Here is a 23,832-nt window from a genome sequence, read left to right on the forward strand (position 1 = left end):
TTCGCCATCCCGAAGGCGGCAGCCAACCGCCGCCCCAGAAGCGTCAGTTAATGACGCCAGACCGAGGACCCGTCCGCCGCCCGCACGCCGGGGGCGGAACAGGCCCGACCCCGGAGGGCAGGGCCCGGCGGCTCAGCAGATGAACACGAATAGCGACCAAATGGTGACCTGCTGTCAGTGACGAGTGCTTTCATGGGTCGGTTACGCAGGGAGGCGTAACGCGACTGAGGGGGATGCATCTGTGCCCTGGATCAATGACCACGTGCGGTCGAGTGTCGGGACCGGGCAGGAGTTACCCCGGCCGCAGTCGACGGTGGTCTATCCGATCAAGTGGCCGGCCTGGGAGAAGCAGACGCAGCCCCGGCCGACACCCACTGTCTCCTACCCCATCGTCTTCCCCAGCACGGGAAGCGAACTGTGACCCGGCGCCCGCCCGTGAGGCGGCGCAGGCGCAGTGGTCCCACACGTCGCCGCAGGAACTCGGGCTCGGAAGGCTTGGTCTTCCTCGGGCTCGTTGGACTGGTGGCCGTCAGCCTGATCGCGGCGCTCCTGAACTGGCTGGCCGCCCACCCATGGCTCGTGGCCCTCCTACTCCTGGCCGCGGCCGGCGCAGGAGGCTTCCGGCTACGGCGACGACGGGAGGCAGCCCGCTGGGAACAGGTGCGGGCCCAGGGGCTGCGCTACGCCGTCGAGCACCTCGACAACCTCCACCACAACGACTTCGAGTTCGCCGTCCGGGACCTCATGCACCGCGACGGCTGCACCGACGCGATGAAGGTGGGCGGACGGGGTGACAACGGAGCAGATGTAAGGGCCACCGACCCCTACGGCCGCCGCTGGGTGATCCAGTGCAAGCACCGCAAGGCCGGCTGGTCCGGATCCGCGGTCGGCACCCCCGACCTCCAGGTCCTCAACGGCACCGGCCGCCAGATACACGGTGGCGACGTCCTCGTCATGCTCACCAACGGCCGCTTCTCCAAGCCCGCCCTCGACTTCGCCAAGTCCCAGCGCCTCCACCTCGTCGACCGCCACCTCCTCGCCCAGTGGGCCACCGGATCCCGCCCCCTGTGGGAACTCCTCCGCTCCGTCCCACCACCCCGCAAGCCTGCCTCTCTCTCCTGACCACGGGGAGAGGGACAGCGCGATCGCCCCGACGGGCCGGGGCGTGGATACACCGATGGGGCAGGCACGCCGTGCCTGGCCCCATCACGGGGACCTCCCGGGCGGTCTCCGGGACCGGCGTCCTCTCATACGCGGCGGCGAGTGCTGCATCGCCACGGTGCGCTCATTCCAGGCCGGTTGCTTCGAGGTGGGCAAGGAAGGCCGCGATAAGCCGGGGCCGTGTCACTTCGGGCACAGTGGCGTCGGGCAGATCCTCTTCCAGCCCCCACGCGGTGTTGAACGTCATCGCCACACCTTCCGGGACGACGTGCTCCCGGAGCCAGCCGACGAAGTTCGCAGCCGCCTGGGCGGTGGAGTCGAGGATCGAGATGCCTTCCGGCTGGACGCGTGCGTACCCTTCGAGCTCTTCGCCGTCGAGGCTGATGCCGTAATGCATGGCCGAGCCTCGGATCTGCCCACCCTCCTGGATCCGGATGAACTCGTCCGGATCGCGCTCCAGGAGCCTGGCCTTCAGACTGTCGTACGTCAGCCCCCAGATCTGCCCCTCTATGGGGGTGAAGACGTACATGGTGCGCAGTTCGGCGAGCTGGGACGCGTCCACGGGTGCACTCCTTGGCGGTTCAGGGTGGGTCAGGGAACGTAGCGGGCATAGCCCTTGACGCCGTATGCCGCCATCATCACGCGCCAGTAGGCGACGGAGTCTTGATTGTTGGTGACCGTTTCCACTCCGCGCATCTCGGTGTTGCGGGGGTCGTTCAGTGCGGCGGCGTACTTCTGCAGCTCGTTCCGGTCGGGGTCGAAGAGGAACTCCTTCTTGCCCGTCTGGTGATTGGCGCGGAGCTCTTCCAGCGAGCGGTAGCACTTGACGCCCCGCGCGGAGGAGGACCTTCAGTCCGTACGCGCGCCTGGATGCTCTCCGGCTCGATCCGCCCGGCACCCGACTCGGGCGTGAAGGGCGAGCCGGCTCGTCGAGTCGTACGGCGTCGACCAGGCGGCCGTCCCGGTGGGAGGTCGGCATCCGTAAGCCCCCGGACGAGGCCCGGAGGCCACTGCGGCCGGCCGGCTCGCCGAAGAACGACGGCGCCGCGGCGAGCCTCCGAAGTCCGCGGCGCCGCCCATACGATATTGGATCGATGGTGCTATCGTCATTAGCATCATGTTGCTGAGATTGGACACCACGGACAGTCGCCCCCTCCACGAGCAGGTGGCGGGGGCGATCCGACGGGCCATCGCCGAGGGCGAGTGCGCGCCGGGGGACCGACTGCCTCCGGCGCGAGACCTGTCCCGGGCGCTGGGCGTGAACGCGAACACCGTTCTTCGCGGCCTGCGCGCCCTGCGCGACGAGGGAGTGCTGGAGTTCCGGCGCGGTCGCGGCGTCACCGTTGCCGAGGCCGCCGACCAGCGGGCGCAACTGCTCGAGCGGGCAAGGCAGTTGGTGGCCGACGCGGCGCACCTCGGATACGGCAAGAACGATCTCATCGAGCTGCTCAGGGGGCTTTCGTGACTGACCGTACGAAGAAGAACGGCGCCCGTTGGGGGGCGGCATGGGTGGCCGGAGTGTCGGCCGTCTTGGCCGCCCTTCCGTTGGCCGCAAGCGGGCGCCTGCCGGACCGGCTCGCCACGCACTGGGGTGGCGCGACTCCGAACGGCTCAATGCCCCTGTGGGCAGCGGCGCTGTTACCGGCGCTGGTCTGGGCCGTCCTGGCGCTGTCCATCGCCTTCGCCGGCCGGCGGGGAGGACCTCCCTCGGGGCCTTGGGTGGGTGCATCGCTGCTGTCCGGCGGGGTGTTCCTGGCAGGGGCCCAGGCGTCAATCGTGAGGGCCAACCTGGACCGGACCGACTGGAAGGACGCTGCGTCGGTTGGCACGGGAGTCGCGATCACGGCTGTCGTTGCGGTGGCCGCGGGCGCGCTCGGCTGGCTGGCCGGTCGGCGTGCTGAGCCGCCGATCGAGCCGATCCGGCCCGCCGAGGGTGACGTCATGGAGATCCCCGCGGGCGAGCGCCGCGTCTGGCTCTCCCGCATGTCGAACCCCTGGCTCCACCTCATCGGCGTGGTCACGGGCCTGGTGGCCGCGGCCGGCACTGCGGCAGCCGCGGGCGGCCTGATCGGCGTGGAGTGGGCCCTGATCGCTCCGTTCGCATTCGCCTCGCTCGGGATGTTCGCCTTCGCCTCGGTCCAAGCACGCGTGACGGAGGCCGGGCTGGAGGTTTCCTTCGGACCCCTGGGCTGGCCGGCGCGCCACTGGACGGTCGGCAACATCGTCTCGGCGCGCGTGGAAGACCGCAGGCCGGCGCAGGTGGGCGGCTGGGGCTACCGGCTCAGCGGGCTGGGCACCACCGTCATGCTCCGGTCCGGCGAATGCCTGGTCGTCCACCCCCGCAAGGGCCCCGAGTTCGCCGTGAGCATTGACGATGCCGGACGCGGCGCCGCGCTCCTCAACGCTCTCGCCGCGAAGCGGCAGGCGGGCGCATGAGCCAGACTTTCGCGGCCCTCGGCTTCGCCGTTCAAACCTGACCCGGCGCCTTCTCGAAATCCGGTCAGGGCTTCGTGTTGCGCAGGTCGGGGCGGTTCCTGGGCAGGCCGAAGCCCGCCATCTCCTTCTCCTCGTACGACAGGAAACCCAGGCTCCGGTAGAACGCGTGGTTGCGCTCGCCCTCCGGCGACGACTCGTGGTCCGTGGAGAGGAGGAAGAAGCGGCAGTGCGCATACCGCCGCATGAGGTGCTCGACCAGGGAGCGGCCGACGCCCTGCCGGTGATACGCGGGGTTGACCACCACATCCTGGACGTAGCAGATGTGTTCGTCGTCGGAGATCGTCCGGGCCAGACCCAGGAGCGTTCCCGAAGCGTCTCGCGCCGTGATGACCAAGTGGGAGTTGGCCAGGCCCCGGCACAGTCTGTCGACGTCGCGGGTGTAGCCCTCCCACCCGACCGACTCGTAGAGGCTCAGCATTTCACCCGGATCGAATGCATCCTCTTCACGTACGAACACGCGAAACCCCCCATGCAGTAGTGCTCTTGCCTGTCCCCGGCCCCGCGGCGCGTGCCGGCGTCTCGCGGCGCATCAGGTCGGTCCCGCTCCCGCCTCGGACGTCTCGGCGGTCGTGAAGATCCGGTCCAAGTGGTGACGGAGCACCGCGATCGCCGACTCCGGACGCCGCTGGCCCACGAGGATGCTGGTGCCCATGGTCGCCGCCATCGCGAGCAGGCTGATCGCCTCCGTCCGTGCATCGACGTCCGGGTCGGCCGCGCCTGACGCCTGCGCCTGTTCGAGGAGCCCGGTCAGGGCGTGCTCCGCGGCGTCGGGGTTGTCGATGAAGGGCTGGGCGGCCAGCGCCTCGTCGGTCACCGACAGGATCGCGTACGAGCTGTACAGCAGGTGGAAGGTGCGACTCTCCTCGTCGGTCGGCAGCGAGGCCAGCAGCAGGGCCTCCACCGTGGCGCGCGGGCCCGGGTCCGGGCCGGCGGCGGCCAGTCGGGCGCCGACCCTCGCCGTGAAGCGGTCGGTCAGGTGCCGGAGGCCGTAGAAGAGCAGCTTCTCCTTGGTCTCGAAGTAGTACTGCACGAGCCGCAGCGAGACGCCCGCCTCCGCGGCCACGTCGCGCATGCCGACGGCGTGCAGCCCGCGCCGCCCCGCTACCTGGATGAGCGCTTCGGCGATCTGGGCGCGCCGCTCCTCGTGATCCACCCGCTTCGGCATGTTCCCGTGTCTCCGCCTGTCGATGGTGGGTTCGTACTCCGCTGCCCCAACTCTTTCATGATACCGATGTACCACATTGATGGTACGGTCGTACCACGAAGAACGGATCTTCACAGGAGGTGCCGCCGTGCCCGAGAACACCGCCCGCGTACGCCGCGATGTGGGCCGCTACGTCAACGACGCCCAGCGCGACCGCTACTTCGCCGCCGAGGACGTGCTCCGCGCGATGGGGGCGCCCGCCCGCTCCGAGACGGACGTGGAGACGAGCTTCGGCACCACCCACGTCTACCGGTACGGGCCCGCCGATCCCGCCGCCGAATCCCGGACGCCGATCGTCCTGATCCACGGCGCGGCCTACTCCTCCGCCATGTGGTTCCCCAACACCCCCGGGCTCAGCCTCGACCGCCCCGTCTACGCCCTCGACACCCCGGGCGACGCGAACCGCAGTGTCCACCGCGAGCCCATGTGGCAGCCCGAGCGCGCCGCGCAGTGGATGGACGAGGCGCTCGACGCGCTCGGCCTCGACCGGGTGCACGTCGTCGGCTCCTCCTACGGCGGCTGGCTCGTCCTCAACCAGGCTCACCGGCGGCCCGGACGGCTCGCCTCCGTCACCGCCCTCGACCCCGGCGGCCTGGAGAAGGTCGGCCTGCGCTTCTTCGTCTGGATCTTCGTGAGCCTGTTCGCCACCTTCGCCCCGAAGGCGCTGCGCCCCCGGCTCGCCAAGTGGCTGGACCAGCCGGTCCTCGCCATCCCCGAGATGCGCAAGTGGATCCAGCTGGGCGCCCGCGCGTACCGGATCCGCCGCCCCGCGCCGCTGCCGCTGGCCGAGGACGCACTGCGGTCCATCCGGACCCCGCTGTACGTGATCATGGGCAGGCACAGCCTGCTCGTGCACCCGAAGCGCCAGCTGGAACGCGTACCGCGCCTCGTCCGCGGAGCCCGCGCCGAGATCATCACCGCGACCGGTCACGGCCCGCAGATCGACCACCCGGACGTGGTCAACGCCCGGATGCTCTCCTTCATGGAGGACGTCGACTCCCTCGACCCCGCCGCGGTCGACGCATAGGGCTGCGGCAGGGGGAAGCGGCGCCGACGGAGCGGATCCGTCGGCAGTGGCGCCGGTGTCACTGCGGGGGGCGGGAGACCGCGGACTGTCGACATGGCGCTTGCGGGTGGGGGGACGGGGCGGCGTCGGTGAGCGGCGACGTGACGCCCCGTGGGCGGCGCAGGAGCAGGGCGACGGCGAGCGCCGCGGCTGCCAGGGCGGCGCTGCCGCAGCGCAGCGCCAGGTGCAGGGCGTCGATGAAGGCGGCGTCCACGGCGTCGCGGACCGGGGCGGGCAGGACCGCGGCGCCGTCCGGGGAGGAGCCGGGGAAGGGGTGGTCGAGTGCGGAGGGCGCGCCGAGCCGGTGCAGCGCTTCGGTCAGGGTCGCGGTGAGCCGGCCGCTGAGGACGGCTCCCAGTACGGCGACCCCGATGACGCCCCCGATCTCGCGCAGGGTGTTGAGGGTCGCGGAGGCCATGCCGGCCCGTGCCGGGTCGACGCGCTGCATGACCGTGATCGACACCGGGGCGAAGGTCATGCCCATGCCGAGACCCATGGTGAGCAGTACCCAGACGTACTGCGGGTAGCGGGCATGTGCGCCGTAGAGCGAGAGGGCGCCGAGGGCCGTGGCGCACAGGGCCAGGCCGGTGACCAGCGGGAGGCGGGGGCCCAGGCGTGAGGTGAGCGCGCTCGACAGCGGCGCGGCGACGACGATCATCGCGGTCATCGGCAGGCCCGCCAGGCCGGCGTCCGACGGGGACCAGCCCATCACGTCCTGCATGAGGAGGGGCAGGAAGAAAGCGGCTCCGAACATGCCGAAGCCGGTCATGAACCCGCACACCGCGGCGCCGGTGAGCACCCGGTCCCGGAAGAAGCGCAGGTCGAGCATGGGGTCGGCGCTGCGGGCCTCGACGAAGACGAACGCGGGCAGGGCGAGCGCCGCGACGGCGGCGAGCGTGAGCACCCGGGTGTCGGTCCAGCCCCGGCCGGGCCCCTCGATGAGCGCGTACACCAGCGCACCGAATCCCAGGGCGGAGAGCGCCTGGCCCGGCAGGTCCAGCCGCTTGGCGCGGGCCGCGAACTCGGGGAGCACCCGGGCCGCGAGCAGCAGGCCCGCCACCCCGACGGGAACGTTGATCCAGAAGACGGCGGCCCAGCCGAAGGCGTCCACGATCGGCCCGCCCAGGACCGGGCCGACGGCCAGGCCCAGCGCGGAGACGCCGGACCAGAGGCCGACCGCCCTGGCCCGCTCCCTCTCGTCCGTGAAGACGTGGCGCAGGATGGACAGGCTGCCCGGCGTGAGGAGTGCCGCGCCGAGGCCCTGGACCATCCGGGCCGCGATCAGCGTGCCGGTCGTACCGGACAGCGCCGCGGCCGCCGAGCCCGTGGTGAAGACGGCCAGGCCGGTGAGGAAGATCCGCCTGCGGCCGTACCGGTCGCCGAGGGTGCCGCCGGTGAGCAGCAGGGCCGCGTAGACGAGGCTGTAGCCCTCGACCACCCACTGGAGTCCGCTGACGCCGGAGTGCAGCTGCTGCCCGATGCGGGGCAGGGCGTTGTTGACGATGACGTTGTCGAGCATCGCCATGAACATCGTGGCGCACAGCGTGGCGAGCACGAGCCCTTTGTGTCGGGCGGGCGGCTTCGTCATCACACTCCCTAACAGTGTTAGTCGACGGTCGGTGCGCTTAGACTGCCCCTAACACTGTTAGTCGCGCAAGCGGGATTCCCGGCGGACCCGCGTACGGAGGTGGCCGATGGCCCTGGAGAGCAAGAGCGACGACGCCACGCCACAGCCGGGGCTGACCCGGCAGGCGCTCGCCCAGGCCGCCCTGCGGGTGCTGGAACAGGAGGGCGTCAACGGCCTGTCGATGCGCAAGGTCGCCGCCGATCTGGGGGTGAAGGCGGCCTCGCTGTACTGGCACGTGCGCAACAAGGAGGAACTGCTCGACCTGCTCACCGACGAGCTCATGGCCGACGCCGAGGCCCCGCCCCGGGAGGGCGGCTGGCGAGAGCAGTTGCGCGAGTACTGCGTGCGCTACCGCCGGCATCTGCTCGGCAAGCGCGACGCCGCCAAGGTCGTCGCGGGCCGGCTCGCACCGGGCCCCCACCTGCTGCGCCTGATGGAGGACCAGCTCGGCCGCCTGCGGGAGGCCGGGTTCTCCGACGCCGACGCCGCGATGGTCAACTACGCGCTCGGCGCGTTCGTCCAGGGCTTCGTGCTCCAGGAGCAGGGGCCCCTCTCGGCTTCCGAGGCCATGGGCGCCGGCCGCCGGGAGGTCGCCACGGCCGCGGGGGAGGAGCTGCGCCGACTGCCGCAGGAGACCTTCCCCCACCTGGTCGCGCTCGCCGACGCCCTGACCGGTCCCTCCATGGAGGAGCGCTTCTCCTTCGCCCTCGAACGCCTCCTGGACGGGCTGTCCACCCTGCTGGAGCAGGGATCCGACGTACGAAAGGAAGGAACGTCCGATGAGTGACCGCACCTACCGAGTGACCGTCCGCGGCGTGTTCGCCGACCTCGACGACACCCTGCGCGCAGGGCTTCTCGCCGCCGCCGACGAACACGACATCCTCAGGGCCGCGTTCACCGACGACGGCACCCTCATCTACGACCGTGAGCTGCGCGCCTTCTCGTTCCGCTGCGTGGTCCGCCAGGCGGCCGACCTCGACGACGGGGCGGCGGGCGGCGCCGGCTGCGACCGCGCGGCCGCGCTCGCCGAACGCGGCATCGGCCACGACGTGTTGCGGGCCCAGGTCACCAGCGTGGACGACATGAAGATCCGCCGGCCCCGCCGGGGCTGACTCGCCTGGACCGACCCGCCCGGACCGACCCCTGCGGAGACGAGCCGGAGCGCCTGCGTCTCCCGGGGCGTCGGCAAGACACCCGCTAGGGGGCGATGTTCTGGTTCAGGTGGAACACGTTGCCCGGGTCGTACTTCCGCTTGACCTCGACGAGGCGGTCGTAGTTGCCCTTGTAGTTGGCCCGGATCCGGTCCTGGTCGTCGGCGGCCATGAAGTTGATGTATCCGCCTTCCTCCGCGTGCGGGGCGGTCGCCTCGTAGTAGTCGCGCACCCACGCGATGTTCGCCTCGTTGGCGGAGGGGTCCGGCCACATGCCGGCGATGACGGGGGCGAAGGAGCAGTCCCGGTAGGCGAAGGCCGTCGCATCCGGCGCGACCCGGTGGCAGGCACCGTTGATGGGGTAGATGTGGACCGTCGAGTTCACGGCCGGCAGCCGTGGCCCGTACTTCACGTGCGCCGCGATCGCGGCCTCGCTGAGCTCGCTCACAAAGTTGGCCTTCCAGTAGTGCTGGAGGCCGGGCGGTACCAGCGCGTCGAAGGCGCTGTTGAGCGCGGGATACGGCATGGGCCCCACGTGCTCGGCGACCACCGGCGCGAAGTCGTGGAAGGCCTGGAGTGCGCGCTCCCCCTCCTCCAGCGGCCCCGCCCAGCAGGCCACGATCAGGATGAAGGGGTCGCCGTGCCGGTCCTCGGGGATGAACGGGAGCGGCGGGGCCAGCTGGAAGGCCGGGAAGCCGCCGAGTTCCTCCGGCGCATCGGCGATGTACTCGCCGAAGGAGCGCAGTACGGTGGCGGCGTCGTCGAGTTCGTAGAGGATCGGCCCTCCGTAGACGTCCTTGACGGGGCTGAGGCGGAACTCCAAGGAGGTCACCGCGCCGAAGTTGCCGCCGCCTCCGCGAAGGGCCCAGAAGAGGTCGTCGTTCTCCTCCTCGCTCGCGACGAGGAACCTGCCGTCCGCGGTCACCACGTCGGCGGAGATCAGGTTGTCGCAGCTCAGACCGAGGCCGCGGGCCAGATAGCCGATGCCGCCCCCCAGGGTGAGCCCGCCGACGCCCGTGGTCGAGATGATCCCCCCGGTCGTCGCCAGGCCGAAGGCGTACGTCGCCGCGTTGAAGTCGCCCCAGGTCGCGCCGCCTTCGGCACGCGCCGTCCGGCGCGCGGGGTCGACGCGCACGCCGCGCATCCCCGACAGATCGGCCACGACGCCCCCGTCGCAGGTGCCGAAGCCGGGCACGCTGTGGCCGCCACCGCGCACCGCCAGGTCGAGCCCGTTCTCCCGCGCGAAGCCGACCGTGGCCATGACGTCGCCCGCGTTGGCGCAGTGCACCACGGCGGCCGGCCTCTTGTCGATCATGGCGTTGTGGACCGTGCGCGCCCGGTCGTACCCATCGTCGTCGGGGGTGGTGACCGCCCCGCGGACGCCTTCACGCAACTGCTCGATCGAGAGCTTGCCCATAGCGATCGCTCCTCGTGCCTCTGCCCTCGCCGGCTCGGCCGTGAAGGGGGGCGCGACGCCTGCGGAAACGGGCGTCGGGGCTCACTGCGAGATGTCGCACCCCGCGAGGCACCCCGCCTCGCGCCCTGTCCCCGACCCCGGCTCCTTCCACGCTACGCCGATGGCGCGCCGCCTCAACTCGAGATCCGCGGCGGCCCTCCCGGCCGGCTCAGCGGGTCCCCGTGCACGGGGTGGGTGGACGTGGATCGCGGGCGTGGCCGATCATGGCGTGATGTCGCTCCGTACGTACGAGGCCGAGCTGTTCGAGTGCTCCAGGGGCCGCCTGGAGGCGATTGCCTACCGGCTGCTGGGTTCGGCCGGTGACGCCGAGGACGCGGTGCAGGAGACGTACCTGCGGTGGCATGCCGCGGACCGGGAGCGGATCGAGACGCCCGAGGCGTGGCTGACGAAGGTCCTCACCAACCTCTGCCTCAACCAGCTCACCTCGGCCCGCGTCAGGCGGGAGACCTACGTGGGGCAGTGGCTCCCGGAGCCCCTGCTGGCCGGGGACCGGATGCTCGGTCCGGCCGACACCGCCGAGCAGCGCGAGTCCGTGTCCCTCGCGATGCTCACCCTCATGGAGCGGCTGTCGCCCAATGAGCGCGCGGTGTACGTGCTGCGCGAGGCGTTCGGGTACGCGCACCGCGAGATCGGGGAGATCCTCGACCTCACCGAGGCGAACTGCCAGCAGATCCACCGGCGCGCCAAGCAGCACCTCGCCACCGACCGGACCCGGACCGAGATCGACGCGGCCGCCGCGCGGAAGGTCGTCGAGGAGTTCCTCGCCGCGGCCCTCAGCGGCGACACCGAGCCGCTGATCCGGCTGCTCACCCACGACGCGGTCAGCGTGGCCGACGGCGGCGCCCGGGTTTCGGCGCGCCGGACCCCGGTCGTCGGCGCCCTCCGGATCGCGCGCTACCTGCGCGGTCTGTTCCGGCCCAACGCCGCCAAGCTGGCCCACGCCGGTGGAAATCCCGCCCTCCATGCCGGCGTCGTCAACGGCGGTCCTGCCGTGCTGATCTCGGTCGGGGAGCAGATCATCGGCGTCATCTGCCTCGACGCGACCGCCGCCGACGGCGTGGAGGCGGTCCGGGCGCTCCGGATCCAGGTCAACCCCGACAAGCTGGAGCGCATCACGCGCCGGTGGGCGGCCTCCGGCCCCCATCACCCCCTCACCGAGATGTGGTGACCCACGTCACATCCGATTCCTGTCAGGGATCGCGGGGCTGTCCGGTTCAGGAGGTGAGTCCAACCGGATAGGGAGCGAGCCAGCCATGAAGCACCGCATTGTCGTCCTCGGGGCGGGGTACGCCGGAGCCATCACCGCCGGTCGTCTCGCCAGGCGGCTGCACCACGACGACGTCGAGATCACCCTGGTCAACGGCGACGCCGAGTTCGTCGAACGGATCCGTCTGCACCAGCTCGCGAGCGGCCAGGACCTGCCGCGGCGCCCGCTGGCCGGCATCTACGCGGGCACCGGCGTGCTGTTCCGGACGGCGCGGGTCATCTCCGTCGACGTGGACCGCAAGACCGTCGCACTCGCCGACGAAGACGGCGGCGAACACGGCCGCGAGACCACCGTCGGCTACGACACCCTCGTGTACGCCCTCGGGAGCACCGCCGCCGACCACGGCGTCCCCGGTGTCGCCCAGCACGCCCACAGCGTCTCCGGCAAGCAGGGCGCGCTGCGTCTGCGGGCGCGGCTGGGCGAGGTGGAAGCGGGTGGGACCGTACTGGTCGCAGGCGGCGGCCTGACCGGCATCGAGGCGGCCACCGAGATCGCCGAAGCGCACCCGGGACTGAAGGTCGCCATCGCCGCACGCGGCGGTGTCGGCGACTGGCTGAGCGACAAGGCCCGGCGGCACCTGAGCGGCACCTTCGACCGGCTCGGCATCACGGTCCACGAGCACGCCGACATCACGCGGGTCGGGGCGGACGGCGTGGTCACCGCCACGGCCGGGACGATCCCGGCCCAGGTGACCGTGTGGACGGCGGGCTTCACCGTGCACCCGATCGCGGCCGCCACCGCCCTGGAGGTGTCCGACACCGGCCGGATCGTCGTCGACGGCACCATGCGGTCGGTCTCCCACCCCGATGTGTACGCCGTCGGCGACGCCGCGTTCGCCGAAGGAGTGGGCGGCAAGCCGCTGCGGATGTCGTGCGCCGCGGCGACCCCGATGGCGTGGCACGCCGCCGACGCCCTCGCCGCCCGCCTGACCGGCCGCAAGGTCTCCGCGACCAGGATCGGCTACGCCAGCCAGTGCATCAGCCTCGGACGCCGCGACGCAATCGTCCAGCGCGTGACCCCCGACGACCGGCCCACGTCCACCGTCATCACGGGCCGGACCGGCGCCCGCATCAAGGAACTCATCTGCTCGGCCACGACCTGGAGCATCGCCCACCCGACCATGATGGTGCCCAGCCGTCGCCGCCGTCTCGCGGCGACCGCCGAAGCCGGTGAAGCGCAGCTCCGCGTCACCCCGTGATCCGCTCCAGGCGGTCGGGATCGGTGAGGATGTCCAGGGCGACGATCTTGCCGTTCCGGACGGTGAACGCCATCAGGGACAGGGGCTTGCCGTCCGCCATCGCGAGTGCGCCGGGGATGCCGTTGACCAGGACCGGGACGGCGGCCGCGGCGAAGCGGGCGAACATGATCGCGTTCGAGGCCACGTCGCCCGCACCGCGCCGGACCGCGCTCGGGCGCAGCGCGCCGCCATCGGAGCGGGCCACGACATCCGGGTCGAGGAGGTCCACGAGTGCGTCGAGGTCTCCGCCTCGGGCGGCGGTGAGGAAGGCGTCCACGATCTCGCGGGTGCGCACCAGGTCGCGGTCGGGGGCGGGTGCGGCGCCCTCGACCCGGCGTCGGGCTCGGCTGGCGAGCTGCCGCGTCGAGGCGGCCGTACGACCGAGGACCGGGGCGATCTCGTCGAACGGGACCGCGAAGAGGTCGTGCAGGACGAAGGCGAGCCGCTCGGCCGGGGCCAGCGTCTCCAGGACGACCAGCAGGGCGATTCCCACGGAGTCGGCGACGAGTACCTCGCGCTCCGGATCGATGCAGCTGAGCCCCGTGACGACGGGGTCGGGCAGGCGGACGAACCCGTCCTGGTCGTCCAGCGGGTCCTCGCGCCGCGAGGTGCGTGAGCGCAGCATGTCCAGGCACACCCGGCCGACGACGGTGGTCAGCCAGCCGCCGAGGTTCTCCACCGCGGAGACGTCCGAGCGGCTCAGCTTCAGCCACGCCTCCTGTACCGCGTCCTCGGACTCGCTGAGCGAGCCCAGCATGCGGTAGGCCACGGCCCGCAGGTGGGGGCGGTGCTCCTCGAAGCGCCGGGCCAGGGTTTCCTGCTCGCTCACCTGTCACTTCCTCGCGTCCTGATCGTCAATGCACACCAGGACGCTAACCGGATGCCGCCGCGCCGAGGCCGTGTTTCACGTGAAACATCGTCCGACCCTCCCAGGGGTCCACATCATGGACAACTACGCTCGGGACATGAACGCAGAAGCCGCCGACGTGCTCGCCGCCGTGAAAGACGCCGACCGGAAGCACGTTTTCCATTCCTGGTCGGCGCAGGAGCTCATCGACCCGCTCGCCGTGGCCGGGGCCGAGGGCTCGTACTTCTGGGACTACCAGGGCAATCGCTTCCTCGACTTCTCCAGCGCCCTCGTCTACACGAACATCGGCTACCAGCACCCCAAGGTGACCGCTGCCATCCAGGAGCAGGCGGCCAAGCTCTGCACCGTCGCGCCCGGCTTCGCCGTCGACGTCCGCTCGGAGGCGGCCCGGCTGATCGCCGAGCGCACGCCCGGCGACCTCGACAAGATCTTCTTCACCAACGCGGGAGCCGAGGCCGTCGAGAACGCCGTACGGATGGCACGGCTGCACACCGGTCGGCCCAAGGTGCTGTCCGCGTACCGCTCGTACCACGGGGCCACCTCCACCGCGATCAACCTGACCGGTGACGCCCGCCGCTTCGGCAACGACAGCGCGACCGCCGGTGTCGTGCACTTCTGGGGGCCGTTCACCTACCGCTCGCCGTTCTACTCGGCCACCGAGGCCGAGGAGTGCGAGCGCGCGCTGCGCCACCTCGAGGACACGATCGTCTTCGAGGGTCCCCAGTCCATCGCCGCGATCATCCTGGAGACCGTCGGCGGCGCGCCCGGCGTGCTCGTCCACCCGGACGGATACCTCGCCGGGGTCCGCGAGCTCTGCGACCGCTTCGGCATCGTCTTCATCCTCGACGAGATCATGGTCGGCTTCGGCCGCACCGGAAAGTGGTTCGCCTCCGAACACTGGGGCGTCACCCCCGACCTGATCTGCTTCGCCAAGGGCGTGACCAGCGGATACGTCCCGCTGGGCGGGGTCGCCATCTCGGCCGCCATCGCCGAGACCTTCGCCCGCCGGCCCTACCCGGGCGGGCTGACGTACTCCGGGCACGTGCTGGCCTGCGGAGCCGCCGTGGCGACGATCAACGTCATGGAGGAGGAGGGCATCGTCGAGCAGTCCGCCCGCACCGGCGCGGAGCTGCTGGGCCCGGGCCTGCGCGCCCTCGCCTGGAAGCACCCCTCGGTCGGGGAGGTGCGCGGGCTGGGCACGTTCTGGGCGCTGGAGCTCGTACGGGACCCGCGGACGCGCGAACCGCTCGTCCCGTACAACGCCTCGGGAGCGGACAACGCCCCGATGGCCGAGTTCGGGGCCGCCTGCAAGAAGGGCGGGCTGTGGCCGCTGCTCGCCGGCAACCGCATCCACGTCGCCCCGCCCTGCAACATCGCTCCCGAGGACGTGGCCAAGGGGCTGGCGATCCTCGACGAGGCCCTCTCCGTGGCGGACGCACACATGGCCTGACCTGCACGGACGTAAGGTCGCCCAATCCGTGGGTGCCTGTCTTGGACGTTCCGCGACATTCCGAACACCACGTGAACGTGCTGGAATCCGACAGAGCACCTACGGACCGGGATGCACGTCAGTCCCGGGGCGGTCTTCCGTGACCGAACGGCGGGGAGCGGGCCGACCGCTGGACGCCAGGCGTACGGGATCCAGTCAGCCGGACTCCGTGTACCCGAAGGAATACAGCCATGAGCAAGCACGTCCTCGCGCAGAACCAGTACGGCAAGGCCGAGAACCGCATCGTGAAGGTCACCCGCAAGGGATCCGACGGGTCGTGGCACGAGATCCGCGACCTCAATGTGTCGGTCGCGCTCCGCGGCGAGTTCCGCGACGTCCACCTGACCGGCGACAACGCCAACTGCCTGCCGACCGACACCACCAAGAACACGGTGTACGCCTTCGGCAAGGAGCACGGCATCGCCTCGCCCGAGGCCTTCGGCATCCTGCTCGCCAAGCACTTCGTCTCCTCCCAGTCGCCCATCCGCGAGGCGCAGATCCGGATCGAGGAGTACGCCTGGGAGCGGATCCCGGTCCCGACGCGCAAGGAGCAGCACTCCTTCGTCCGCAAGGGCCAGGAGGTGCGCACGGCGCAGATCACGTACAGCGAGACGACCGGCCTCCAGGTCATCTCGGGTCTGAAGGACCTGACGGTGATGAACTCGACGAACTCCGAGTTCCACGGCTACATCAAGGACAAATACACGACGCTGAAGGAGGCGTACGACAGGATCCTGGCGACCAAGGTCACCGCGCGCTGGGCGCACTCGGCGCTGGCCGCCGACGACGCCGCGTTCGACTGGGACCAGTCGTACAAGAAGGTCCGCAAGAACATGCTGGAGGCCTTCGCCGAGACCTACTCGTACTCGCTCCAGCAGACCCTGAACCAGATGGCCGAGCGGGTGCTCGACAACTGCCCGCGGGTCAACGAGGTGCGTCTCAACCTCCCCAACAAGCACCACTTCCTGGTCGACCTGGAGCCCTTCGGCCTCAAGAACGACAACGAGGTCTACTTCGCGGCGGACCGGATGTACGGCCTGATCGAGGGCACCATCCACCGCGACGGCGTGCAGCCGGTCATCGCGACGAGCGACTGGATCGTCGCCTAGCTAAGGGGTGTCGAGCGGCCGGCCGAGCTGGAGGTTCCACCGGCCGAGCCGCCCGCTGAGGGTGGTCACCGTGTCCGGCCGTACGTCGAGGCGCCAGAAGGCGGCGGCCGGGAGCTCCAGCGCGTGCACCACGCCCGCCCGGACGACGGCCTGGTCGACCACGACGCGATGCGTTCCGGGGGCCAGGCCCGCGAGCGCGGCCCCTACGCGGGCGATCAGCGCGGTGACGGACTCCCCGCCGGGCGGTGCGTAGTCGGGTTCGGTCAGCCACCGCTGTACGGCGGCCGGTTCCTCGGCGGAGACCTCGTCCAGGGTCCGGCCCGCCCAGGCGCCCGTGTCCGGGCCGCGCAGGCCCGCATGGCCGGGGCAGGACGCTCCGTGGCCGAAACGAATCTGCCGTGAAGCGGGGTCGAACGGACGTGTCACGAACTGAACTCGTACCACGGCACTCTTCATAAGGGGAGCGTAAACGCGGTACGGTCTCGGACGACAACCAAAAAAAAGACGACGGTATGACGGAAGTACCGGTGAAAATCCGGCACGGTCGCGCCACTGTGAATCCTCCCGGAGGGGGAGGAAAGTCAGACCCGCCATGTCGTCGCGAGCACCACTGACCGGGACGCGTGTTCCCTCTGGAGGTACTGCCATGGCTCACTCCGCCGTGCCCACGACGGCCCCTGCCGTCGCCCCGATCTCGCTCTCCGCGCTCGCCCCCTGGGCCGTGTTCGTCGGCGTCCTGATGCTGGTCCTGCTCTACCTCGTCGGTGCCGAGCAGGGCGCCACCGCGCTCTTCGAAGGCGACACCGTCCACGAGTGGATGCACGACGGTCGCCACCTCCTCGGCTTCCCCTGCCACTGATCTCCACCCCAGCAAGGGAAGAACCGAACCATGAACCCCATTTCCCCCCGCGTCCTGCTGGTCCGGGGCATGCTGGCCGGCCTGCTCGCGGGCCTGGCCGCCTTCCTCGTCGCCTACGTCCTCGGTGAATCCAAGGTCGACGCGGCCATCGCCATCGAAGAGGCCGGCCACGCCGCCCACGACCACGGCGAGGAAGCGGCCCCGGTCAGCCGGGCCCTCCAGGCCACGGCCGGTCTCGGCACCGGCACGCTGCTGTACGGCATCGCGCTCGGCGGCATCGCCGCGCTCGTCTTCTGCTACGCCCTGGGCCGCATCGGCCGCTTCGGCCCGCGGGTCACGGCCCTGCTGGTCTCGGGCGGCCTGTTCGTCGCCCTCAACCTCGTGCCGTTCCTCAAGTACCCCTCCAACCCGCCGGCCGTCGGAGACCCCGACACCGTCGTCCGGAGGACCACCCTCTACGTCCTGATGATCGCGTTGAGCGTGCTGCTGTCCTCGGCGGCGCTCATCCTGGGCCGGCGCCTGGCGCCCAAGCTCGGGAACTGGAACGCGTCGATCGTCGCCTCGGTGGCCTTCGTCGCGGCGGTCGCCATCGCCTACGCCTCCCTGCCCGGCATCAACGAGGTCCCGGCGGACTTCCCGGCCGCCCTCATCTGGCAGTTCCGCCTCGCCACCCTGGCCATCCAGGCCGTGATGTGGACGACCTTCGGCCTGGTCTTCGGTGTCCTCGCCGAGCGCTCCCTCACCCCGGCCACCGCCCCCCTGGAGGCGGCGCAGCCCGCGAGCTGACGCCGCGCCCGGCATCCCCACGGCCCTGACCGCCCACCGGCGGCCGGGGCCGCGGTCGTTTCCGCGGTCCACTCATTCGGTCGTATCTTGCGCAATCCACGGAATGGCGGTGGCTCACCCGTCGCCAGCTGCGAAGACGTCCGGGGCGGGGTGGCGACACGCCTGTGACGCGACGTCACTCTCAGGCGTTGTAAGCGGTACTGACGGGCGGGGAGAGGGTCCACTGCTCTCAGAAGACCCGGCCGCCGGAGCCGGGGGATCGCACCAGGAGGGAATTCCATGCCCCACGCCAAGTGGGTGGCCGGCGTGCTGACGGTGGCTCTGCTGGGAGCCGGCGTAGGAATGCTGCGGAGCACCGAGGGCGCCAGGCCCACGGCGGCCACCGCCGCCGACGCGCTGCCCTCGCGCGCGCTGGGTCTGTCCGGCCACCGCCGGCTCGTCGAGCAGCTGGAGCACGCCGGGCAGCACGCACCGGGCAAGGGGTCCCGGCCCTCCCGGGCCCTCGCCATCACACCGCTGCGGATCTCGCGGCCACTGCGGCTGCACATTCCGAGCCTGGGCGTCGACCTGCCGCTGGGCGGGGACGCCGAGGAGGCCGCCTGGGACCACGACAGCCCGGCCCCGGGCTCGGCCGGCACCGCCGTGGTCACCGCCGCCGATCTGCGCCTCGCCGAGCTGCGGCGGGGGCTCACCATCGAGATCGCGCGCGCCGACCGCCGTACAGCCGTGTTCACCGTGGACCGGGTCTCGCCCGCCGGGGTCAGCGGTCGCGGGCAGCGGCCCGGGCGCGCCCAACTGCGGCTGGTCAGTGGTGAGACCACCGTCCTGGCCCGGCTGACCGGGCAGCGCCGCACCGGCTGACCGAGCCGGACGACCGGGCCGGACGACCGGGCCGACCGCACCGGCCGATCCGGCAACCGGCGGGGCCTCCTGTCAGCCGAGGGGGGTGTCTTCGTCCCCCGGTCGGGGGCTTCTGGGGTCCGGTCGGGGAGTTGTCCGGCGTGTCGGGGCAGACCCCTCGCATGAGCGGGACTCGGTACGCGCGCACGCCATGGGCCAGGGCCCTTTCGGCGGCCTGTGTCGTACTGCTGTGCCTGTTCGCGTCCGGTCCCGCCGTCACGACGGCCGCAGCGGCGGCCGCCGCGGTCGAACGCACCGCCTCCGGCGCGCCGAGCGAGCCGGGCACCCCCGCCGAGGGCGAGTCCGATCCGGCCGCGGAACCCGAAGTACGGGGCACCGTACGGCTCGTCGTGCGCGGGCTGCCGGGTGTCCGGCAGCTGCCGCGGCCGGTGTTTCACGTGAAACACCCCGGTCAGGCCGTACGGGCCGACGGGTACGGGACGGACGGGCCGATGCTGTCCGCGTGGACGGAGCGGAGTGTGGTCCTGCGCTGCTGAGCGGGTCGAGCAGCAGCGCACACCCCCCACACACCCCCCGAACACCGTGAGGTTCCGGCATGCCCATCGACCCGTACGCCGCCCTGAACGCCATGCTCCGCGCCGAGGCCGCCCGCTACACCCCGCCGGCCCCGAAGCCCCCGCGCCGCGGGACCGACGGCGAGGACGCCCCGGCCGTTCCCGCCCCCACCTCTGCCGTGGCCGCGACGGGGGCGGTGAACGGCTCCGATACCCCGTCCGAGGGCTGAGCCCGCGAACACGCGCAGGCGCCGGTCCCCGATCGGGACCGGCGCCTGCCGCGGCTTCCGGATCAGGGCTCGCGTTGGTAGTAGCGGTAGAACGCCGCCAGGCCGACGCCGATGCCGGTGATGAGGCCGACCCAGCAGGAGCGGAGGATGGAGTGGTCGGCCAGGCTGTACAGATAGCCCACCGCGATACCGCCGAACGCTCCGTACGCCGCGGCGTGCACCTCCCGCATCAACCGCGGGCCGACGCGGGCGAGGGTGTACATGATGGCGGCGAAGACGACGCCGCACAGGATCCCGTAGAAGACGTTGCCCGCGTCGACGGGTCCCGTCTGGCGCTTCATGAAGGCCGCCCAGACGCCGTAGACCAGTCCGAGGAGCAGCGCCCGCACCAGCGGGCCCTTGCTCACGCTCTCCGTGCCCGTCCTCGTACCGCTCGTCCGCAGGTGCCGCCCGGGGGCGGTGGGTGCCGCATGTGCCATGACAGGGCTCCTCTCTCCCATCATCCAGGGCACACCCGCCACCCCTGACCGGCAAGTGGATCAGTGGATCGGCCGGTGCGGCCACCCGCCCGCAGCAGCACCGCTCGCGCCGCCCGCCGCCGCGGCTTTCCCTGGTGACGTGCGCACCTTCCTCTCGGCAGTACTCATCGTGCTGGTGGCCCTCCTGGTGCCCGCCGGCGCCGTCGCGTACTGGGCTGACCACGAGTTGGGCGACGCCGACCGGTACACCGCCGCGATGTCCCCACTGGCCGAGGACCCGGCCGTGCAGGGCGTCGTCGTCACCCAGGCGAGCCGCGCCCTCGCCGGGCAGATCGACGCCGGGCCCTTCCAGGGCGGCGTCGACGCCCTGCTCGGCGAGGCCCTGCACTCCTTCGCCGGCACACCGGCCTACCGCACCGCCTGGGACGCTGCGAACCGGGCCGCGCACGCCGCGTTCCTCAAGGCGCTCACCACCGGCGACGGCGACGCCGTCTCCATCGACCTCGCCCCCGTGATCGAGCAGGTCAAAGGGGACCTCGTCGCCGACGGCGTGCCGTTCGCCGACCGCATCCCGGTGACCCACGTATCGGTCAAGGTCATGGAGTACGACGACCTCAGAGCACTCCGGAAGGGCTTCCGCATGCTGCAGATCGCCGGCATCTGGCTCCCCGTGCTGACCGTGGTGCTCGCCGCGACGGCGATCGCCGTCGCCGTCCGCCGGCGCCGCGCCGTGGTCGCGACCGGGCTGGGAGTGGCCGTCGGCGCGGTACTGCTGTGGATCGCGGTGGCCGTCTGCCGCCGACTCACCCTCGACGACCTGCCGGCCGACATCGACCGGGCGGCCGCCGCGGCGGTGTACGACGCGCTCACCGCGTTCCTGCGCACCACCGCCTGGGTGGTGCTGGCGATCGGGCTAGGCGCCGCGCTCGCCGCCTGGCTGACGGGCCGGCTACGCCGCACCCCATAAGCTCGGAAGGTACCGGCACGCGCAGAACGCCCCAGATGAGGCCGAGAAGAACCCAAGAAGAACGCAAGACCCCGGAACAGCGCAGAAGAACCGATTCACGAGCGGCCGCACGGAAGCTGAATGAGCACCGAACGCACCGAACAGATACCCTCCGGGCGCCCCCGGCACCGTCCGCTGACTCCACCCGCCTGGCTGCTCAAGGGACTGCGGCCGAACACGGCCCCGATCCCCTGGGCCGCCGCCGCTCGCGCCGGCGTGGCGATGGCCGCCCCGCTCGCCGTCGGCTTCGCCCTGAACGAGCCCGAGTACGGTGCCCTCGTCTCGATGGGCGCCCTGTCCGGGGTGATCGGAGACACCGCCGACGCCTACCGGATGCGGGTCCTGAACATCGCCGTGCCGCAGCTCTTCGGCGCGGTCGGGGTGGCCCTGGGCACCCTGGTCTTCGGCCACGGCTGGCTCGCGGTCGGCGCCCTGACCCTGATCGCCCTCGTCTCCGGGATGATCTCCTCGATCGGCACGGTCGCGTCCGTGTCCGGACTGCTGCTGCTCCTCAACGCCGTGGTCGGCGCCGGTCTGCCCCTCCCCCAGCCCTGGTGGACGGCCCCGCTGCTGCTCAGCGCGGGCGGACTCTTCGTCCTCCTGCTGTCCCTGCTGGGCTGGCCGCTGCGCGGGCGGCAGCCGGAGCGCGTCGCCGTGGCGGCCACCTACCGGGCGCTCGCCGACGCACTGGAGGCCGCGGGCGGACCGGACTACGACGAGCGGCGCCGACAGGTCACCCACGCCCTCAACCAGGCCTACGACCTGATCCTGGGCCGCCGCGCCCGGGTGCACGGCCGCAGTCCCGCGCTCGTACGGATGCTGGCCCAGCTGAACGTGGTGATCCCGCTGGTGGAGGCCGCACCCGCCATGCACCTGCGGGGCAAGGCGCTGCCGCCCGAGATCCCGGCGGCCGTACGGGACCTGGCGCGGGCCGTGGAGGAAGGGCGCACCGGGAAGCCCGTACTGGATCTGCCCGCTCCGCACACCCCCGCCGAACGGGCCCTCGACGCGGCGCTGCGCCACGCCGCGGCCATCGTGCACGTGCCGGAGCCCGACCTGCACAACGTGGACGACCGGCTCGGCCGCCCCGCCGCGCTGACGGTCCGCGCCCGGCGGGCGGTGCGCGACATGATGATGTCCAGCGCCTCCTGGCGGTACGGGCTGCGCCTCGCCCTGTGCATCGGGCTCGCCCAGACGCTGGTCTCCGTGGTGGAGGTCGAGCGGTCCTACTGGGTCGCGCTGACCGTCACCTTCGTCCTCAAGCCCGACTTCGGATCGGTGTTCTCCCGGGCCGTGCTGCGCGCCCTGGGCACGGCGGTGGGGCTGGTCGTCGCCGCCGCCGTGCTCGCCGAAGTACCGCGCGGCTGGTGGGACGTGCCGGTGATGGTGGTGCTCGGCGCCCTGATCCCGGCGTTCTCCGCCAAGGGGTACGCCTTTCAGACCGCCGCGATCACCCCGGTGATCCTGCTGCTCTCGGACCTCCTCAACCACCAGGGCTTCGACCTGATCCGGCCGCGGCTGCTGGACAGCCTGATCGGCTGCGCCATCACCCTGATCGCCGGCTACCTGCTGTGGCCCGAGAGCTGGCACACGCGGATCGGCGACCGGCTCGCCGACACCGTGGACGACGCCGCCCGGTACGTGGAGCGGGCCTTCGGGGCCCCTCCCGACACGGAGGCCGGGCAGCGGGCGGCGCGGACCGCCCGGCTCCAGGCCCGGCGGCGGATCTACCGTGAGATGTCGGGCGTACGCACCGAGTTCCAGCGGGCGCTGACCGAGCCGCCTCCGACGGGGGCGCGGGCCGCCGCCTGGTGGCCGCTGGTCGTCGCCGTCGAACGCATCGTGGACGCGACCACCGCCGCCCGGGTCCGGGTCAACCACGGCGCCGAAGCCCCCCGCGCCGAGGAAGTGGCGACCGTCATCGCCGATCTGCGCGCCCTCGCCGAGGGGGTGCGCAAGGCCAGGACCCCCACCCAGCTGCACCCCCCGGCGCTGCCTCCCGGGGACGAGGGCTCCGTCCTGGCCCCGGTGCGCCACGAGCTCGCCGCGGCCCGCGCGATCGCCGCCGACGAGCACTGACGCGGGACCGCCCTCCCGTGGCCCCCGGGAGGGCGTCGCCCGAATGGCCCCGGGACCGGGCCCGCAGGGCCCCGGCGGGAGAGCATCGGTGCATGAAGCCCCTCCCCCGGCGCGGCCGCGCGGCGGCCCCGGTCCTCGCCGCCGTCCTCGCGGCGGCGTCCGGGTGCGCCGACGTGGACGGGCTGCGCGACGACGGCAACCTGGGCACGGTCCACGCCCCGCAGTCCCTGTGGGCGGACATCCACCCGGACCCGCCCGGGCCGGGCCAGAACCCCGGTACCGCCGCCGTGGTCCCGGGGCTGCCCAAGGTCGCGGGCCTCAGCATGCGGGGCGTGAACGCGCTGGAGGTCCTACGGGCCGACATCACCGCCGCCACCGCCCAGGACCAGGGGACCGGGCGCCTCGTCGACCCCCGGGCGGTGCAGCGGCTCGCGCTGTGTACACAGGCTGTGGACGGAGGTCCGCGCTGCCCGGTGCGGCCCGCGGTGCTGCACGACGTGACGGGCAACGGCCGCGACGAGCTGATCACCGCCCTGGACATCGACGGCAGGGTCAGCGAACTGCGCGTCTACACCGTTCAGGACGACGGGTCGATCGCCCGGATCCTGTCCCGGCGCGGGGTGCTGGAGGGCGTGGAGGTGGCCGCCGAACACCTGGCGGTCCGCGAGCCGACCTCGAATCCGGAGAAGGTCTCGGTCTCCGACTACGTGTGGGACCCCGAGGCCGGGATCATGAACCTGTCGCAGCTCACCCTCGACGAGTGCCCGGGCGCGAAGGACAGCCCCACCCCGTGCTCCTCCGCGAGCCGGGGCTGAGCGGGGCCGGG

At 71.9% G+C, this 23,832-nt stretch carries 26 protein-coding genes and 1 pseudogene; 18 read left to right on the forward strand and 9 right to left on the reverse strand.

The annotated features are described in order from the left end of the window. Positions 1 to 417: 417 nt before the first annotated feature. Positions 418 to 1,122 (forward strand): restriction endonuclease, encoded by a 705-nt coding sequence (locus tag ACFY1T_RS09275; RefSeq protein WP_390787647.1) that lies wholly within the window; start codon positions 418 to 420, stop codon positions 1,120 to 1,122. Between the two features lie 163 nt (positions 1,123 to 1,285). On the opposite strand, the gene ACFY1T_RS09280 is transcribed toward ACFY1T_RS09275, so the two are convergent. Next, positions 1,286 to 1,723, reverse strand: a complete 438-nt coding sequence (locus tag ACFY1T_RS09280) for a hypothetical protein (protein WP_390787648.1) — start codon at positions 1,721 to 1,723, stop codon at positions 1,286 to 1,288. Positions 1,724 to 1,752: 29 nt separating this feature from the next. After that, positions 1,753 to 1,977: pseudogene (locus ACFY1T_RS09285) on the reverse strand (restriction endonuclease fold toxin-2 domain-containing protein); the annotation flags it as partial. 301 nt (positions 1,978 to 2,278) lie between these two features. On the opposite strand from ACFY1T_RS09285, the gene ACFY1T_RS09290 reads away from it, so the two are divergent. Together ACFY1T_RS09290 and ACFY1T_RS09295 are read left to right on the forward strand one after the other, a co-directional pair. Further along, a complete protein-coding gene (locus ACFY1T_RS09290) occupies positions 2,279 to 2,626 on the forward strand; it encodes a GntR family transcriptional regulator (RefSeq protein WP_390787649.1) in 348 nt (115 codons plus the stop codon). A gap of 311 nt (positions 2,627 to 2,937) precedes the next feature. Then, entirely contained in the window at positions 2,938 to 3,597 is a 660-nt protein-coding gene (locus ACFY1T_RS09295; RefSeq protein ID WP_390787650.1) for a hypothetical protein, read from the forward strand. A 64-nt stretch (positions 3,598 to 3,661) separates the two neighbouring features. Here the strand turns inward: ACFY1T_RS09295 and ACFY1T_RS09300 are convergent, their stop codons facing one another. After that, positions 3,662 to 4,075: a GNAT family N-acetyltransferase gene (locus ACFY1T_RS09300; protein ID WP_390787651.1), complete on the reverse strand. Its 414-nt coding sequence runs from the start codon at positions 4,073 to 4,075 to the stop codon at positions 3,662 to 3,664. Between the two features lie 111 nt (positions 4,076 to 4,186). Continuing rightward, on the reverse strand, positions 4,187 to 4,822 hold the full coding sequence (locus tag ACFY1T_RS09305; RefSeq protein ID WP_390787652.1) for a TetR/AcrR family transcriptional regulator: 636 nt from the start codon (positions 4,820 to 4,822) through the stop codon (positions 4,187 to 4,189). 127 nt (positions 4,823 to 4,949) lie between these two features. On the opposite strand from ACFY1T_RS09305, the gene ACFY1T_RS09310 reads away from it, so the two are divergent. After that, the gene (locus tag ACFY1T_RS09310; protein ID WP_390787653.1) at positions 4,950 to 5,888 is read left to right on the forward strand and encodes an alpha/beta fold hydrolase; all 939 of its coding nucleotides are present in this window, start codon (positions 4,950 to 4,952) and stop codon (positions 5,886 to 5,888) included. A 58-nt stretch (positions 5,889 to 5,946) separates the two neighbouring features. On the opposite strand, the gene ACFY1T_RS09315 is transcribed toward ACFY1T_RS09310, so the two are convergent. Then, positions 5,947 to 7,515, reverse strand: a complete 1,569-nt coding sequence (locus tag ACFY1T_RS09315; RefSeq protein ID WP_390787654.1) for an MFS transporter — start codon at positions 7,513 to 7,515, stop codon at positions 5,947 to 5,949. Between the two features lie 106 nt (positions 7,516 to 7,621). On the opposite strand from ACFY1T_RS09315, the gene ACFY1T_RS09320 reads away from it, so the two are divergent. Next, entirely contained in the window at positions 7,622 to 8,341 is a 720-nt protein-coding gene (locus ACFY1T_RS09320) for a TetR/AcrR family transcriptional regulator (protein ID WP_390787655.1), read from the forward strand. Beyond that, positions 8,334 to 8,666, forward strand: coding sequence for a DUF6204 family protein (locus tag ACFY1T_RS09325; RefSeq protein WP_390787656.1), 333 nt, complete (start codon positions 8,334 to 8,336; stop codon positions 8,664 to 8,666). The genes ACFY1T_RS09320 and ACFY1T_RS09325 overlap by 8 nt, the downstream gene beginning before the upstream one ends. A gap of 85 nt (positions 8,667 to 8,751) precedes the next feature. Here ACFY1T_RS09325 and ACFY1T_RS09330 read toward each other — a convergent pair whose 3' ends face one another. Continuing rightward, on the reverse strand, positions 8,752 to 10,122 hold the full coding sequence (locus ACFY1T_RS09330; protein WP_390787657.1) for an FAD-binding oxidoreductase: 1,371 nt from the start codon (positions 10,120 to 10,122) through the stop codon (positions 8,752 to 8,754). 271 nt (positions 10,123 to 10,393) lie between these two features. Here ACFY1T_RS09330 and sigJ point away from each other — a divergent pair, with 271 nt between their 5' ends. Continuing rightward, positions 10,394 to 11,350 carry an RNA polymerase sigma factor SigJ gene (gene sigJ / locus ACFY1T_RS09335; protein ID WP_390787658.1) on the forward strand — a complete coding sequence of 319 codons (957 nt, stop codon included), beginning with the start codon at positions 10,394 to 10,396 and terminating at the stop codon, positions 11,348 to 11,350. Positions 11,351 to 11,435: 85 nt separating this feature from the next. Continuing rightward, positions 11,436 to 12,647 carry an NAD(P)/FAD-dependent oxidoreductase gene (locus ACFY1T_RS09340; protein ID WP_390787659.1) on the forward strand — a complete coding sequence of 404 codons (1,212 nt, stop codon included), beginning with the start codon at positions 11,436 to 11,438 and terminating at the stop codon, positions 12,645 to 12,647. On the opposite strand, the gene ACFY1T_RS09345 is transcribed toward ACFY1T_RS09340, so the two are convergent. Continuing rightward, the gene (locus ACFY1T_RS09345) at positions 12,637 to 13,515 is read right to left on the reverse strand and encodes a sigma-70 family RNA polymerase sigma factor (RefSeq protein ID WP_390787660.1); all 879 of its coding nucleotides are present in this window, start codon (positions 13,513 to 13,515) and stop codon (positions 12,637 to 12,639) included. The two genes, ACFY1T_RS09340 and ACFY1T_RS09345, sit on opposite strands and share 11 nt — an antisense overlap. 136 nt (positions 13,516 to 13,651) lie before the next feature. Here ACFY1T_RS09345 and ACFY1T_RS09350 point away from each other — a divergent pair, with 136 nt between their 5' ends. Continuing rightward, the gene (locus ACFY1T_RS09350) at positions 13,652 to 15,004 is read left to right on the forward strand and encodes an aspartate aminotransferase family protein (protein ID WP_390787661.1); all 1,353 of its coding nucleotides are present in this window, start codon (positions 13,652 to 13,654) and stop codon (positions 15,002 to 15,004) included. A 230-nt stretch (positions 15,005 to 15,234) separates the two neighbouring features. Continuing rightward, entirely contained in the window at positions 15,235 to 16,152 is a 918-nt protein-coding gene (gene pucL / locus ACFY1T_RS09355; RefSeq protein ID WP_030857495.1) for a factor-independent urate hydroxylase, read from the forward strand. Here the strand turns inward: pucL and ACFY1T_RS09360 are convergent, their stop codons facing one another. Next, the gene (locus tag ACFY1T_RS09360; RefSeq protein WP_390787662.1) at positions 16,153 to 16,608 is read right to left on the reverse strand and encodes a histidine phosphatase family protein; all 456 of its coding nucleotides are present in this window, start codon (positions 16,606 to 16,608) and stop codon (positions 16,153 to 16,155) included. A gap of 190 nt (positions 16,609 to 16,798) precedes the next feature. Between ACFY1T_RS09360 and ACFY1T_RS09365 the strand changes: the two genes are divergently transcribed. From ACFY1T_RS09365 to ACFY1T_RS09385, 5 genes are all read left to right on the forward strand, one after another. Beyond that, positions 16,799 to 17,011, forward strand: coding sequence for a CbtB-domain containing protein (locus tag ACFY1T_RS09365; protein WP_030857499.1), 213 nt, complete (start codon positions 16,799 to 16,801; stop codon positions 17,009 to 17,011). 30 nt (positions 17,012 to 17,041) lie between these two features. Further along, positions 17,042 to 17,797, forward strand: coding sequence for a CbtA family protein (locus tag ACFY1T_RS09370; RefSeq protein ID WP_390787663.1), 756 nt, complete (start codon positions 17,042 to 17,044; stop codon positions 17,795 to 17,797). Positions 17,798 to 18,076: 279 nt separating this feature from the next. Continuing rightward, positions 18,077 to 18,658, forward strand: coding sequence for a hypothetical protein (locus tag ACFY1T_RS09375; protein WP_390787664.1), 582 nt, complete (start codon positions 18,077 to 18,079; stop codon positions 18,656 to 18,658). A gap of 161 nt (positions 18,659 to 18,819) precedes the next feature. Continuing rightward, positions 18,820 to 19,194: a hypothetical protein gene (locus tag ACFY1T_RS09380; RefSeq protein ID WP_158734253.1), complete on the forward strand. Its 375-nt coding sequence runs from the start codon at positions 18,820 to 18,822 to the stop codon at positions 19,192 to 19,194. A 59-nt stretch (positions 19,195 to 19,253) separates the two neighbouring features. After that, positions 19,254 to 19,442 carry a hypothetical protein gene (locus tag ACFY1T_RS09385; protein ID WP_390787665.1) on the forward strand — a complete coding sequence of 63 codons (189 nt, stop codon included), beginning with the start codon at positions 19,254 to 19,256 and terminating at the stop codon, positions 19,440 to 19,442. A 62-nt stretch (positions 19,443 to 19,504) separates the two neighbouring features. Here the strand turns inward: ACFY1T_RS09385 and ACFY1T_RS09390 are convergent, their stop codons facing one another. Continuing rightward, positions 19,505 to 19,921: a hypothetical protein gene (locus tag ACFY1T_RS09390; protein WP_390787666.1), complete on the reverse strand. Its 417-nt coding sequence runs from the start codon at positions 19,919 to 19,921 to the stop codon at positions 19,505 to 19,507. 139 nt (positions 19,922 to 20,060) lie between these two features. Between ACFY1T_RS09390 and ACFY1T_RS09395 the strand changes: the two genes are divergently transcribed. The 3 genes from ACFY1T_RS09395 (at position 20,061) to ACFY1T_RS09405 (ending at position 23,821) form a co-directional block, all read left to right on the forward strand. Continuing rightward, a complete protein-coding gene (locus ACFY1T_RS09395) occupies positions 20,061 to 20,888 on the forward strand; it encodes a hypothetical protein (protein WP_390787667.1) in 828 nt (275 codons plus the stop codon). A gap of 120 nt (positions 20,889 to 21,008) precedes the next feature. Further along, a complete protein-coding gene (locus ACFY1T_RS09400; RefSeq protein WP_390787668.1) occupies positions 21,009 to 23,006 on the forward strand; it encodes an FUSC family protein in 1,998 nt (665 codons plus the stop codon). 92 nt (positions 23,007 to 23,098) lie between these two features. Further along, positions 23,099 to 23,821: a hypothetical protein gene (locus tag ACFY1T_RS09405; RefSeq protein ID WP_390787669.1), complete on the forward strand. Its 723-nt coding sequence runs from the start codon at positions 23,099 to 23,101 to the stop codon at positions 23,819 to 23,821. Positions 23,822 to 23,832: the final 11 nt, after the last annotated feature.

It is taken from the genome of Streptomyces sp. NPDC001194, assembly GCF_042896985.1.
Lineage (GTDB): Bacteria > Actinomycetota > Actinomycetes > Streptomycetales > Streptomycetaceae > Streptomyces.

What these genes read in the sequence shown, in the direction of transcription:
- ACFY1T_RS09370 (WP_390787663.1), top strand. Translation starts at nt 17,042, where the DNA reads ATGAACCCCATTTCCCCCCGCGTCCTGCTGGTCCGGGGCATGCTGGCC.
- ACFY1T_RS09380 (WP_158734253.1), top strand. Translation starts at nt 18,820, where the DNA reads ATGAGCGGGACTCGGTACGCGCGCACGCCATGGGCCAGGGCCCTTTCG.
- ACFY1T_RS09400 (WP_390787668.1), top strand. Translation starts at nt 21,009, where the DNA reads ATGAGCACCGAACGCACCGAACAGATACCCTCCGGGCGCCCCCGGCAC.
- ACFY1T_RS09300 (WP_390787651.1), bottom strand. Translation starts at nt 4,075, where the DNA reads ATGCTGAGCCTCTACGAGTCGGTCGGGTGGGAGGGCTACACCCGCGAC.
- ACFY1T_RS09320 (WP_390787655.1), top strand. Translation starts at nt 7,622, where the DNA reads ATGGCCCTGGAGAGCAAGAGCGACGACGCCACGCCACAGCCGGGGCTG.
- ACFY1T_RS09325 (WP_390787656.1), top strand. Translation starts at nt 8,334, where the DNA reads ATGAGTGACCGCACCTACCGAGTGACCGTCCGCGGCGTGTTCGCCGAC.
- ACFY1T_RS09330 (WP_390787657.1), bottom strand. Translation starts at nt 10,122, where the DNA reads ATGGGCAAGCTCTCGATCGAGCAGTTGCGTGAAGGCGTCCGCGGGGCG.
- sigJ (WP_390787658.1), top strand. Translation starts at nt 10,394, where the DNA reads ATGTCGCTCCGTACGTACGAGGCCGAGCTGTTCGAGTGCTCCAGGGGC.
- ACFY1T_RS09375 (WP_390787664.1), top strand. Translation starts at nt 18,077, where the DNA reads ATGCCCCACGCCAAGTGGGTGGCCGGCGTGCTGACGGTGGCTCTGCTG.
- ACFY1T_RS09360 (WP_390787662.1), bottom strand. Translation starts at nt 16,608, where the DNA reads ATGAAGAGTGCCGTGGTACGAGTTCAGTTCGTGACACGTCCGTTCGAC.
- ACFY1T_RS09405 (WP_390787669.1), top strand. Translation starts at nt 23,099, where the DNA reads ATGAAGCCCCTCCCCCGGCGCGGCCGCGCGGCGGCCCCGGTCCTCGCC.
- ACFY1T_RS09385 (WP_390787665.1), top strand. Translation starts at nt 19,254, where the DNA reads ATGCCCATCGACCCGTACGCCGCCCTGAACGCCATGCTCCGCGCCGAG.
- ACFY1T_RS09290 (WP_390787649.1), top strand. Translation starts at nt 2,279, where the DNA reads ATGTTGCTGAGATTGGACACCACGGACAGTCGCCCCCTCCACGAGCAG.
- ACFY1T_RS09350 (WP_390787661.1), top strand. Translation starts at nt 13,652, where the DNA reads ATGAACGCAGAAGCCGCCGACGTGCTCGCCGCCGTGAAAGACGCCGAC.
- ACFY1T_RS09365 (WP_030857499.1), top strand. Translation starts at nt 16,799, where the DNA reads ATGGCTCACTCCGCCGTGCCCACGACGGCCCCTGCCGTCGCCCCGATC.
- ACFY1T_RS09340 (WP_390787659.1), top strand. Translation starts at nt 11,436, where the DNA reads ATGAAGCACCGCATTGTCGTCCTCGGGGCGGGGTACGCCGGAGCCATC.
- ACFY1T_RS09390 (WP_390787666.1), bottom strand. Translation starts at nt 19,921, where the DNA reads ATGGCACATGCGGCACCCACCGCCCCCGGGCGGCACCTGCGGACGAGC.
- ACFY1T_RS09305 (WP_390787652.1), bottom strand. Translation starts at nt 4,822, where the DNA reads ATGCCGAAGCGGGTGGATCACGAGGAGCGGCGCGCCCAGATCGCCGAA.
- pucL (WP_030857495.1), top strand. Translation starts at nt 15,235, where the DNA reads ATGAGCAAGCACGTCCTCGCGCAGAACCAGTACGGCAAGGCCGAGAAC.
- ACFY1T_RS09315 (WP_390787654.1), bottom strand. Translation starts at nt 7,515, where the DNA reads ATGACGAAGCCGCCCGCCCGACACAAAGGGCTCGTGCTCGCCACGCTG.